General features: G+C 66.2%; 11 protein-coding genes and 2 pseudogenes. 6 read left to right on the top strand and 7 right to left on the bottom strand.

Annotated elements, in window-relative coordinates; translation table 11 throughout:
• A partial coding sequence (locus ACFU8W_RS50870) for a transposase (RefSeq protein WP_384052646.1) occupies positions 1 to 831 on the bottom strand: 831 nt, incomplete at its 3' end.
• On the opposite strand from ACFU8W_RS50870, the gene ACFU8W_RS50865 reads away from it, so the two are divergent.
• The 3 genes from ACFU8W_RS50865 (at position 824) to ACFU8W_RS50855 (ending at position 2805) form a co-directional block, all read left to right on the top strand.
• A complete protein-coding gene (locus ACFU8W_RS50865; RefSeq protein ID WP_384052645.1) occupies positions 824 to 1324 on the top strand; it encodes an alpha/beta fold hydrolase in 501 nt (166 codons plus the stop codon). The two genes, ACFU8W_RS50870 and ACFU8W_RS50865, sit on opposite strands and share 8 nt — an antisense overlap.
• Complete coding sequence (locus ACFU8W_RS50860) at positions 1321 to 1869, top strand: hypothetical protein (RefSeq protein ID WP_384052644.1); 549 nt, start codon at positions 1321 to 1323, stop codon at positions 1867 to 1869. Before ACFU8W_RS50865 ends, ACFU8W_RS50860 begins: the two co-directional genes overlap by 4 nt.
• 306 nt (positions 1870 to 2175) lie before the next feature.
• Positions 2176 to 2805, top strand: a complete 630-nt coding sequence (locus tag ACFU8W_RS50855) for a hypothetical protein (protein WP_384052643.1) — start codon at positions 2176 to 2178, stop codon at positions 2803 to 2805.
• A 206-nt stretch (positions 2806 to 3011) separates the two neighbouring features.
• Here ACFU8W_RS50855 and ACFU8W_RS50850 read toward each other — a convergent pair whose 3' ends face one another.
• Both ACFU8W_RS50850 and ACFU8W_RS50845 read right to left on the bottom strand, forming a co-directional pair.
• A complete protein-coding gene (locus ACFU8W_RS50850; RefSeq protein WP_384052642.1) occupies positions 3012 to 3710 on the bottom strand; it encodes a DUF5710 domain-containing protein in 699 nt (232 codons plus the stop codon).
• A 464-nt stretch (positions 3711 to 4174) separates the two neighbouring features.
• Positions 4175 to 4696, bottom strand: a complete 522-nt coding sequence (locus tag ACFU8W_RS50845) for a hypothetical protein (protein WP_384052641.1) — start codon at positions 4694 to 4696, stop codon at positions 4175 to 4177.
• A 719-nt stretch (positions 4697 to 5415) separates the two neighbouring features.
• On the opposite strand from ACFU8W_RS50845, the pseudogene ACFU8W_RS50840 reads away from it, so the two are divergent.
• Positions 5416 to 6177, top strand: a pseudogene (locus ACFU8W_RS50840) (IS5 family transposase); the annotation flags it as partial.
• 31 nt (positions 6178 to 6208) lie between these two features.
• Here ACFU8W_RS50840 and ACFU8W_RS50835 read toward each other — a convergent pair.
• Both ACFU8W_RS50835 and ACFU8W_RS50830 read right to left on the bottom strand, forming a co-directional pair.
• Positions 6209 to 6760 (bottom strand): hypothetical protein, encoded by a 552-nt coding sequence (locus tag ACFU8W_RS50835; RefSeq protein WP_384052640.1) that lies wholly within the window; start codon positions 6758 to 6760, stop codon positions 6209 to 6211.
• A 264-nt stretch (positions 6761 to 7024) separates the two neighbouring features.
• Positions 7025 to 7804, bottom strand: a complete 780-nt coding sequence (locus tag ACFU8W_RS50830; protein WP_384052639.1) for a hypothetical protein — start codon at positions 7802 to 7804, stop codon at positions 7025 to 7027.
• Between the two features lie 447 nt (positions 7805 to 8251).
• Between ACFU8W_RS50830 and ACFU8W_RS50825 the strand changes: the two genes are divergently transcribed.
• Positions 8252 to 9082 (top strand): hypothetical protein, encoded by an 831-nt coding sequence (locus ACFU8W_RS50825; RefSeq protein WP_384052648.1) that lies wholly within the window; start codon positions 8252 to 8254, stop codon positions 9080 to 9082.
• A 144-nt stretch (positions 9083 to 9226) separates the two neighbouring features.
• Positions 9227 to 10012: a hypothetical protein gene (locus tag ACFU8W_RS50820; RefSeq protein WP_384052638.1), complete on the top strand. Its 786-nt coding sequence runs from the start codon at positions 9227 to 9229 to the stop codon at positions 10010 to 10012.
• On the opposite strand, the pseudogene ACFU8W_RS50815 reads toward ACFU8W_RS50820, so the two are convergent.
• Both ACFU8W_RS50815 and ACFU8W_RS50810 read right to left on the bottom strand, forming a co-directional pair.
• Positions 9973 to 10335: pseudogene (locus ACFU8W_RS50815) on the bottom strand (transposase); the annotation flags it as partial. The gene ACFU8W_RS50820 and the pseudogene ACFU8W_RS50815 sit on opposite strands and share 40 nt — an antisense overlap.
• Before the next feature lie 143 nt (positions 10336 to 10478).
• The gene (locus ACFU8W_RS50810; protein WP_384052647.1) at positions 10479 to 11270 is read right to left on the bottom strand and encodes a S1 RNA-binding domain-containing protein; all 792 of its coding nucleotides are present in this window, start codon (positions 11268 to 11270) and stop codon (positions 10479 to 10481) included.
• Positions 11271 to 11599 lie beyond the last annotated feature (329 nt).

Genomic DNA, 11599 nt, shown 5'->3' with positions numbered 1-11599 from the left:
ACCTCGACATCCGCAGACGTGATCGACTCGGCGGCATCCTGCACGAGTATCAACATGCCGCTTGAACTGCGCGGATGAAGTTATCGGCACCCACAAGGTCGGCGCGTAGAGGTCGGCCAGCAGTGTGAAGCCGTCCTTGCCGTAGTTCAGGGCGAGTTCGTCCTGCTTGGTCTTGGAAGTCGGCAGGCGCCAGCTGTCGATCCGGTCCGCGTAACGACGGCTCCAGTCCGCGACGACCAGGACCTGGTCGACCCAGTCCGGGGCGGCGGCCGACAGCGCGTTCAGGGCCGCGCGGACGGACTCGCCGACCAGTTCGAGGCGGTTCAGGTCGCGGACGGCGGCCACGATGTGGGTGGAGTCGGTGCGCTGCCGACCGCCCGCCGCGACCAGGCCCTGCGCGCGCAGCGCGTCCAGCAGCAGGTCCAGGACCCTTTCCTCCAACCGGTGCTCGACGACGCGGGAGCGAAACTCCGACAGCACGGAGTGATCGAAGCCGGGGTCGTCCAACTGCAGGCCGAGGGCGTACTTCCAGGCCAGGTTCTCCCGAACCTCGTCGGCGGCCTGCCGGTCCGTCAGGCTTCCGGCCTTCTGCAGAACGGTGACCAGCGCGAGCCGTCCCGGCGACCAGCCCGGCTTGCCCCGCTGCCCGAACGCTCCCGCGAACTCCGCGTCAGGGAACAGCTCCCCAAGCCGGTCACGGACCTGCACCGCCAACGGAGCCTCCCGCTTGCCCCGGTACATCGCCCGGATCGCCGCCACGATCTCCGGGGCCGGCTCCGGCCAGGGCTGCGGCTGCACCGACAAGACGAGCTCCGATCTACGGGTGTACACGGCACAATCACCGCACGACCATGATCCACTACAGCCGCGCCAGGACACCCGTGGACCCCGCCCCGAATTAACCACCAAGATCCCACAGGGTGCGGGCTACGACGTGTTCATCATGGATCTCCAGGGAGCCGGCAAGTCACCGCGCCCGAAGATGGACGATCCATGCAATATCAGCCCGCCCCAGCAGCAGCAGCTGCAGAGCATCCTGGTCCCCAACCCGCTGGAGAACGGTCCTTGCTCCCCGAGCTACCCGCATCAGCTGGGCAACTCGCAGAGCAACTGGGACGAGGTGGACACCGTCGTCGACTACATCATCGGGCTGCGGCGGCGGCAGCATGTGGCGCTCATCGGACATTCCGCGGCCGCGTTCGCGTTCGGACCGTATGCGCTGCAGCACCCTGAGAAGGTGGCGAGCCTGTTCCTCAGCGCGCCGGTCTTCCCGCCCAGGGGCAGGAAGGGCACGGGGACGGCTTCGGCGTACCGGCCGGTGTGACGCTGCCGGTCTCCAGCCCAGCGGGCACATACGGCTTCCCGACGAACGTCATCGTCAAAGAGGGCTTCCCAAGCGGAGAGGTCCCGGTCGACGTGGCGTGGAAGGCCATGATGGAGAGCGACGACCTCGGCAGTACCTGGGGTCCCACGGACCCAGCAACCGGGCAGCCGGAGGGCGTTTCGCGGTGGCGGTTCCCCTACTGGTGGGGCTGGAACTCCACCACGGCGCCGCTGCACGGCACGCTCGGCCGGAGGGTGCCCGTGTTCATCGTGTACGGAGACCTCGACACCACGGCGAACACGCCGGAGTCCTCGCCCGACGTGCTCTACTTCTCGGTGCCCGCGCTCTACGCAGCCATCCCCGGCCCAAGGAAACTGATGATCCGGGTCGCCGGCACGGGGCACCAAATGAACTGGGAAAGCCAGTACAAGGTCCTACACAAGATGTCCCGGCAGTGGCTCAAGAATCGCACTGTCGACGGGTTCGAAGAGGGAAGCTACTTCCTGGACGAGAACGGCGTCTACCACCCCGCGACCGAGCCGTAGGAGCTGGTCGGCTCGCACGGCCGTACGGGCCAGCCATCAACGGCTCTGCGGTCGTCCAGCCGTCGGACAAACTTCCCCTTGGCACTGGACAGTCCATGACGACGCATCACGCCCCCGTGATCCACCACCCCACATCATTTGAAGACACTGCCGAGGGACTCCTTGCGCTTCAGGGGATTCGGCGAGCACTGCGACCCCAACCGACTGCCCCGTGCCGCCGCCGTCCACCAAGTCGAGCAGGACCCGATACCCGGCACCTGACCGCCCGTAGCTACCCTGACTGCCCGGAATCACTCAGGGGGGAACATGACGGAGATACGAGGGCACGTCGGCGAATGGGCGGCAGTCCTGGTAAGCGCCGTTGCTGCGGTCGTAGCTATCTGGCAAGCGCGCATCGCGCGACGCCAAGCCGTAAGCGCAGACACCGCGGCACGCCTTGCTGAGCGGCAGGCCACCGCAGCCGAATCACAGGTTCAGATCATGCGGGAACAACTGGATGCGGAGAACGACGAGCGGATCGACTCCCGCCGTCCTCAATTTGAGGTCACAGCCAGCCGTGTCAAGGACGCCGGCCAGAATCAGCCTCACGCCGAGCTCACCCTCACGCAGACAGCGGGACGAGCGCTTCGCCAGGTCACCGTTCAGGCAGCCGGAGAGTACGTCGAAGGCTTCCGTTCCGGACGGGCCGATGAATGGGGGCTGCACGCGGTCGCCGGAGAAGCCGTAATCGACGGTATGTCGCCAGGCGGGAGCCCCGAGACCCTGTACGTACACTTCGAGTACCGGCACGTCACGCCGATCCAGGTCAGCCTGGAATTGAGATGCATGTCTCGTGAAGGCGACCACTCATGGACAGAGCACCTGAAAGTTGCCGTGGATGAAGCTATCCCGGAACCGTCCTACATCTCCCGCGGCCGACGTCGCGGACGGGCGTAGGAAGTGGCGGCCCCGCGGAACGTGCGAAGTGACCGCGGGGCCACACAGGCACCGTCCTGTCAGAGGCACCCACGCCGACCGTACGGGTATGCGGCCGTGACCGCCCGTCGGCATCAGCTGGCCGGGCCAAATCGGAGGACACCTCCGGAACTTCGTGAGGAACGATCCTAAGGATCGGGGCTCTCGGCGTCTCGACGTCCGCCGCCTCACATTCCTCGAAGGCCGTCCTCCGAAGCAGCAGCCCGCTCCTCGGCATCTGGAGGAACTACGAGAGTCACACCAGCCCCAGTCAGCATCGACAGGTCCAAGTCGTAGCTCCGGTTGGAGCGGTCCTCCCAGACAGCAAAGGCTTCATCGATGTGCGCGTGGGCGGCCGCCTGACTCATACCCGTCACCGCCATCAGGTGAGCGAACGCCTCTTCCTCCCTGCCGGTCACCTGAGCGAAGCCGAAGTGGGTTACGTGATGGCAAGCGGTGCACAAGCAGATAAGCCGACGGAGAGTCTGCACTCCACGCTCTTCGTCGTAAGTCCATCGCTCGTGGCCCTCAAGCCAGCGCGGGATCGAGGCATCCTGAGTCGCGCCACAGATCTCACATCGCTGACCAGCCCGCGTGGTAATCATTCGGCGCAGGCGCTGCCAGTCCTCGGGAGCGACACAAGTTCGCACGTTCGTGAACCAGCAGGATCTGGGCACCAAGTCCACGAAGAGGCCGTCTCCGAGCGTGCGGTCCTCGCCGGGAAGGAGGGCGGGAATGTCGGGAGCTGCGGCCCATCGTCTCAGGGCTTCTTCCCTGCCTGGAGGGGCGAACCAACGCCGCGCACTGTGGTCCCAGCGGGCGCCGGCCTCTTTGGCGTCGTCCTTCTCTTCATAGGTGACGTCCAGCCAGTTTCGTTGCAGTTCCATGTGCCACAGCGTAGTGATCGGCAGTACAACGTGTCCCCAAGTCGCCGCGCATCACTGGAAGTTCGCCAGCCCTGCATCCGCGATGCTTTTCTCTTTCTCGGTCCGGCCGCTGCCTGCGGCCACCGTGACGCGCAGCCGTAGCCGCCAGCGCGTCAGAATGAGCGGAACCGGGCGCGGGGTCCAGCCGCAGCAGGCACCACGCCTCTTGCTCCGGATCAATAAGGCCGGCGTGGGCCGCTGCCCAGAACCGCTGGTTCCAGGGCTGGGACAAGCCCGGGGTGTAGTGCACGATCCCGCCGGTCGTCGCAGTTGCGTCGGGCATGGACACCGCGATCGAGTCGGCTCGGAACGGCACGAACTTCGGCACGGCCGCCTTCTTCGTCACCGCCGCCGCCCCTCCCTTCGCTCACACCAGTGGGACCCAGTCGAGGTCGGGAGGGCCCGACACCTGCCACGACCCGGGCTTACGACCGGTTCCAGTCGTCCTTCTGCAGCCCCTCCTTGAGGATGGACTTGTTCATCTGCCGGACCACGGTGAACGGCCGTCCAGCCCGCCGTCCGTGAACCTCGGCCTCATCGACGGTGAGCTGAAACAAATCCCGCAGGTAGGGCTGGCGACGTTGCGGATCGGCGCAAGCCCCATTGAGCAGTGCTTCGAACGTCGCGGTGTCGCCTGCCGACCAGGCGGCCATCATCCGGCGGGTGAAGACCCGTTGTTCCGGGGAGTGGTCCTCGATATTGACGTGATTGCCCTCGTCGTCGTGGCTGGTCGTCCAGGCGGGACCACTCGCCAGCGACATGCGGCACACGAAGTCGCTGGCGACCCGTGCAAGCTTTGTCAGAGGCCCGGTGCCCAGTGCTGCCAGGGCGTCGGCTCTGCGGTAGGCCGCTTCGATGTCGCCCAGCGCTCCTTCGGCCGCTGCGGCCTGCAGAAGCACGTACCCGTGCTCGGTCTGCTCGTTGAGCTTCTCCAGCATGATTGCCATCCCTGTCTCCCCTTGGCCCGGATGCCGCCTCGATCATCGCCACGGTCACCGTGCGCTGTCCTGGGATCTGGCAGGTACGAGGGGCCGGCGCGAAAGTTGTCCGGGAAGTGCTGACTACCCGTGCCTTTCGGGATGAGGCCGGCCGCGCCGGGCCGCCCGGAGCGACGCCTCAATGCCAGGCCCCTACCAGCGCGAGATCGCTTCCTGCCGGTTGTGAAGCACGGCTGAGCCCCGTACTGACCGCAGGCCCCCGGTGCAGCATCGCAGGCCGCCCGCCCGTTGAGGCTGGAGCGTCCACGACCGCTCTGCCCGCTCACGCTCCCAGGCGCGCCGATCCTGCTGGCCCTGTACGCGGCAAGGCGGCCACAGGCCGGGGAGCATGGACTAACAAGGTGGCCGACCTGCGACCGCTGCTGCTCGTTTGCGGAGGTCAGCCGTTTGCAGTGGCCGGGAACTGTGACGTAGCGCGCTACTTGGCCAGGCTGGCCAAGTAGCGCGCTCAGAGTTCTGCGCTGCGCACATCGCTCGCAGGGAACGGACTTCAGAGCGGCGTTAGTAGCTGTTGTCGTTCCGATGCTGAGCGGTGTTCGTCGAACGGGAGTCTCGATTGGGTGGTCGCGGGGCTCTGGGCGCATACGAGCAGGGCCTCCTGAACAGCTCGTTGGTGTCGAATCACCGAGCAACAACAGGAGGCCCTGGTGCCGCAGTGTTCCGTGTCGATGGCCGGGCAGTCCAGTTCGGTCACGCTGGAGTGTGACTGTCTGGCTCACCGGTTCGGAAACGCCGCCGACAACGGGTTTCGGCAGTCGCGTTATCCGACGGACATGACGGACGCGGAGTGGGCGGCCATCCGGCCGTTGATGCCGGTGCCTGGCTGGATGCGCGGCCGGGGAGGACAGCCGGAGGCGTACTGCCACCGGGCGATACTCGATGCGATCCGCTACCTGGTCGACAACGGAATCAAGTGGCGGGCGATGCCCGCCGACTTCCCGCCGTGGGACCGGGTATACGCATTCTTCCGCCGCTGGCGCGACCACGGCATGGTCAAGGAGTTCCACGACCGGCTGCGCGCGACGGTCCGCGAGAAACTGGGCCGCGATGCGGAGCCGAGTACGGGTGTGATCGACTCGCAGTCCGTCAAGGCGGACGCCGTCGTCGGATCGGACAGCCGCGGCTTTGATGGCGGCAAGCTGGTCACGAGCGCGGATATCGGTGACCGCACCGCCGCCCAGGTCCTGCTTGAGCAGGTGGCCGACGTGCACCACCGCCTTGAGCTGGTCTGGGCTGATGGCGGATACACCGGCAGCCTCGTCGAGTACTGCCTGGCCGCTTGCGGTGTGGTCCTGGCGATCGTCAAGCGCAGCGATGACCACAAGGGGTTCGTGTTGCTGCCCAAGCGATGGATCGTCGAGCGCCTCTTCGCGTGGCTGATGCGCAGCCGCCGCCTGGTCCGCGACTTCGAACGCCGCACCACCAGCGCCGAAGCGATGGTCTACTGGTCGATGACCCTGCTCATGACCCGCCGACTGGCCCGGCCACGCCCTGCGCGAGGGGGAACCGGCCCGGCGCGAGCTCGGCCAGCCAGCCTCGGGCCACCAGGCGCTTTGCCTTCGACCGCAGTGCTTCCACCCGCGCCGGCACCACGTCCATGCCGAACTCCGCCGCCATCTCCTGGCAGGTCACCGGTCCCTGCCCAAGGCGGGCCCGGTCCGCCAGGACCTTAAGGATGCGCTGGTAGTCCACCGACAGTGCCGACCAGGCCAGCCCCTGGCGCCACACCGGCACCTGCGACTTCGCCCTCGCCGCCTCCGACGCCTGCGGCGTCTTTCCGGTCTGCTCCACGGCGGCCGGCACGGTCCCCTCGGCCCGGGCTTGGTCCTGCCCGCTCTCATCCGCTGGGGCCAGCACCTCGCCGACCCGCGAGCAGGCGATGGCCCACTCCTTCCATTCCCGCTCGGCCACGGCCAACTCGGCCTGGATGCGGTCGGCCTCCTCCCGCAGCTCGTCCACGCGACGGCGAGCACCCAGCTCACGCTGTTCCAACAGCCCAACCACCGACGGCATCCACGACCTCCCGGAAAGCGACAGCACGACAGGCCACTACTCCCACGGAACGCCGACCCTACGCCCGACCAGCGGAAACGCAGACCTCAAGTCCGGAAAGACAACAGCCACTTAGGTAAGCCAGCCCAGGGATCGGACCTTGCTTGAGTGCAAGGAGTTCCGACTCCTGCGGGTCGGCCACATGTCGACGAGGTACTGAAGTCCCCGGTCCGGCCGGTCCGGATGATGACGCTTGTGCGAGGGGAAGCGGTCCGCGCACGTCGCCTACCGCACGGCGACGTAATCCCCGGTCGACGACTTCGCCCCGGAGGTGGAGTTCCCGTAGTACGTCCACCGCCACGTCCCCGAACCGGTGGCCTTCACCGTGGTCCTGAGCGCCCCCGTACTACTCGACGTCGCCTTCTTGACCGTCGTGTACGAGGAGGCGCCCGCCGCCTTGAACTGCAGGCTCACCGTACGGCCCGCGTACCCCTGGTACGTGTGGGTGTCCCAGTTCGCCCGCGTGACCCGCCCGGTCACAGTGATCGTCTTCCCTCTCGCGACCGGCTCCGGCGAGGCGTTGACAGTGACGCGTGTGGCCCGCTTGACCTGCAACGGGAGGTCCTCGTCGTCAGTATCGTGGGCGTCACCGGCGAGAAAGACCCGAGCAGCAGTTCCCCAGGTGCCGGCATCCTCGTTCCCGAAGTCAAGGTTCCGCGGGTCGATGTACAGCCATTCCTCGAAGTCGCAGATTCCGTTCACCCTGTCCACGACCTCACAGGCGCTGGTGATGACGGAACTGTGCAACGTCTCCCCAGTGTCGAGCTTCCCCCGGTAGGGGAACACCGTCGGCCCGAAGTCGTATCTGAGCCTGGTCGTCATCCGGAAGACCGCATGCACCTCGACCTCCTCCGTGACCCCGATCACGATCGGCTTCCCGCCGTTCACCGCGACCCGGGTGAAGGAGACCCCGCCCTCCGCCGCCCCGGCCGGCACCGCCGCCACCCCTGTGAACACGACCGCCGCTCCACCGGCCACCACCGCTCTCCACATCGTCTTCCCCATCTTCGAGCCCGCCTCTCCCCTGCAGCCTGGACCGAGCGCCCAGGCGCACCGGCCGGAGGTTCATCCTCGCGGCTCACTGTGGGACAGGGGAGGGCCGTACGCGGTTGTACGCGGTGCGGCAACGATTTGATCACCACGGCATCGCCCTGGCCCAGTTCCCGGGAGGGGGCCCCGATGGCTTCACGGAGGATCCGGTGATCAGCCTTCCGCATTCCTGACTCCACAGCGGAACAGGTGCACCCGAAATCGGTACATTCACCGCGCCGGGTCCCTATCCTGCCTCCGCGCAAAAACTGAGCGCCAGAGTGGCCAGCTATCGCGCTCAGTGGCCAACTAGCCCGCTCAGTCACACCATTGTGACTCAGTGCTTCAGTTGGCCCGACCGGCCAGAAACGCGCTCAGTAGTCGATGGAGCCGACACGCGGCGTCCCGTACGGTCGGCCCATGATGATCAAATTGGGCGATGTGCGCAGCCTCGGCCTCCCTGCCTCCGAGGCGCGGTTGCACTTCGAGACGGAACTGCAGGAGATCGGCGGTGGGCCGCGGCGCCGCTTGCTCATGGTCGACGACGAGCCTGCCTTCGAGCTCAGCTTCTACTGTGGAACGTGCCCGTTGCTGTTCCGCCGCTTGGCGGGCGCGAGGGAGAAGCTGTCCCTGGAGAGCGTGCAGGAAAGGCTCACCGGTGCACTGGACGATCCGGACGACGGCGGCGTGATCGAGGCGTTCGGTGCGTTGCTGCCGGAGGGCGAGTACCTTCCGTTGCTTCTGAGCGTGGAACCCCGGCTGGTCGTCCCCGGCCAGGAAGGCGACTACTTCAGCCGCGAACAGGTCACGACGTGGGGGGTCGATCAGTTCTGGGGTCTCCCGGAGTACCCGCACACCCCGTACTACCGGACCTTCGAGACCCCCGTCGACGCGGACGCCCACCTCTACGAGTTCGTCGTGCCCATGGTTCCCCCCACGTGGAACGAGAGGGAGCGTGTCGAGGAGTACGTCGCGCTCATGGAGCGGGGAACAGTCCCCACAGCGGTGGCGATCTCCACACTGGACGTGTGCGAGCCCGCCGCCGGGATGCCGATCGACCAGTACCAACACTGGGGCCTGACCCACTTCCTCCTCGACGGCCACCACAAGCTGGAGGCTGCTGCCGCAGCCGGCCGGCCGGTGCGGCTCCTCTCGCTCCTGGCCCTGGGCGAGAGCCTGGCCGGAGCGGACGACTGCGCCCGGCTGCCAGCCCTGCGCACCCGACCCCGCTCGGCCCGAGCGACCCGTACCTGAACCAGCGCCGAAGATCACGCCTGCGGGCCAACAACAGCGCACCCCGGGTCAACTCGACGCTAACGGGCTTCCCAATGGAGAAGTCAAGCCGCAGAACCCGTGCTGATGGCCGGTAACGTGACTGCCTGACAGCCACACCTTCCCTTGGAAAAGAAGTTCAGGATGCACATCCTGGAAGATCCATCCGAGCTCTCGGCACGCGCACAAGACCTCCTGCGTCGCTCAGCCCGGCGTGAGTGCCCCTCTCGGTTCGGGCTGCCGATAGAGCTCTGGCAAGTGCGCGACCACACGGGGAAACTCGTCACCGCTCCCATGGATCTCATCATCCGATGCGAGGGATTCGAGCAGAAGTTCGGAGGCCTGCGCTACGAGGTACGCCGTAGCTGGGTTGTAAACGGGGATCGGTACGAGACCGCCCGCTGGTGGGAGTACGACCACCTGGGTCTGCAGACGGCAGCATGGCAGGACCCGGGAAGAGGGGGCTGGTACTTCGAATGGACCGGCGAGCGTGTGTCGAAGCCGTGCCGGGACTTGATCCACACCGACGGCAGTGTGGGCACCGACATCGACGGTGGCAGTCCCTACCTCCCTATCGCCCCGTCGCTCCCGAATCTGATCGAATCGCATGCCCTCATCGACACCGTCGCGACGTGGAGGCCATGGCCCATGGACAGCCTTGCCACCTCGGCCATCGAACTCCTCGACGGCCTGGTGGAGGTACCTGAAGCCTCATGGGGTTCCTCGCGGTGGCGGCTGTCGGACACCGTTGCCGTTATGGACTACGACAGCTGGGACCACAAGAATCCGCGCCGCCGGACGCTCGTCTGGTCTCGCGAAGAAGCCGGTCACCGCCAAGTGCAGGCAGTCCTGGACGGATGGCAGCACCAAGATCAGAGCGGCGCTGTGACCCCCGGTGGAACGACTTCGTAGAGGCGCCGGTCCCGGATCAGGGCCCACAAGACGTTCACTCGGCGGCGGGCGAGAGTGATCACAGCTTGGGTATGGCGTTTTCCCTCGGATCGTTTGCGGTCGTAGAAGGTCCGGGAGTTGGGGTCGTAGCGGACGCTAGTCAGCGTGGACATGTGGAAGACGCGCTGGAGGCTCCAGTGGTAGTGGCGGGGACGGTGGAGGTTACCGCTCTTCTTCCCCGAGTCATGCGGCGCCGGCGCAAGCCCGGCGAAGGCAGCCAACCGGTCCGGGGTCGCGAAGAAGGCGAGGTCACTGCCCACTCCGGCGATGAACTCGGCGCCGAGGAGCTGAGCCTGGACACGTTAGTTGGAACCGGTGAGGCTCCGCGAGCTGGTGGTTTCTAGTCGGCGGGACAGGCTTGTTGGCGCCAAGTGGTCACGCCTCTTGCAACCAACCGCGAGTTGTCGGTCTTCTTGGCGTCAGTTCGCTAGGTTCCGTCCGCTCCGCCAGCGGCGCCCAGCCGCACCCGGTGACGCTGGAGGTCGACCTCGGCGACCTTCACCGTGATCAGCTCGCCTTCATCGACAAGCTGATCCGGGGTCTCGACCGGCTCGTCAGTAAGCTCTGAGAGATGAAGGAACCCCACAACGTCGGGAGCAAGCTGCACGAATACATCAAAAGGAACGATCTTGGTGATCGGCCCGGTGAGGACCCGGCCGACCTGATCCGCAAACCGAATAAGTGGATCTTCCTGCAGAGCCTTCAACGAGAGAGTGACCTGCCCGGAGCGCGTCTCGGCAATGATCACCTCAGCGGTGATCCGCTGCCCGACCTCGACTGCCTCGGAGGGGTGATTGATCCAGCCCCACGTCAGGTCCGGCACCCGGATGAAACCGGTGCAGAGGCCGTCCGGTTCGCCATCGACGTGAACGAAGACCCCGAAGTTGTGAAGCTCGGAGACCGTCCCAGCAACGACCTGCCCTCGTTCAAACGCGAGGAGAAAGGACCGCAAGGCCGGACTCTCGCACGCCCTGGCGGAGAGGTGAAGCTGACCTTCGCGCCAACGCCCGATCTCTTCGGCGTTGATCTCCTGGCCGACCTCAAACAGCTCGGATGGATTCTCCATCCGACGCACCGACGCCTCCTGCCGAGGAATCCGACCGATCTCGGTCCCTCCGTCGGCATCCACAAGCTCCACCAGGACGTCCGCTCCGTCAAACCCGATGACCTTCACCGTTCTCACGGCCCCCGGCTGGAGCTGGTTGATCAAGGACTGCATGCGAGGGTCAGGGGCTGGCTCGGACATGGTGGTGAGCCTAGTCGGCGTCGGCCGCACTGGTTCCAACTCTCATGACCAGGTTCCAACTACCGTGTCCCGGCTCACTACCCTTGGCCAACTTCAACGCTCACACCGGCCAACTAGACCGCTAACCGGCCAACTACGGCGCTAAGACCGACCGGCAAATGGTTGGCCGCTCGTCGACTGAGGGGCCCGGATGTGAGACAGGCACGGGCAACACCGTTGCGTTTGAGTCTTGAGTCGCAGATCAAGCCCTGGTGAATGACGCAACGGGACGTCCTGATAGATCAGCTTGTGTCGAGCAAGAA

The organism is Streptomyces sp. NPDC057565 (genome assembly GCF_042801455.1).
In the GTDB taxonomy this organism is placed as follows: Bacteria; Actinomycetota; Actinomycetes; order Streptomycetales; family Streptomycetaceae; genus Streptomyces; species Streptomyces yanii.
Note: the sequence above shows the minus strand (reverse complement) of the source record. Positions and strands in the feature narration are given on the sequence as shown.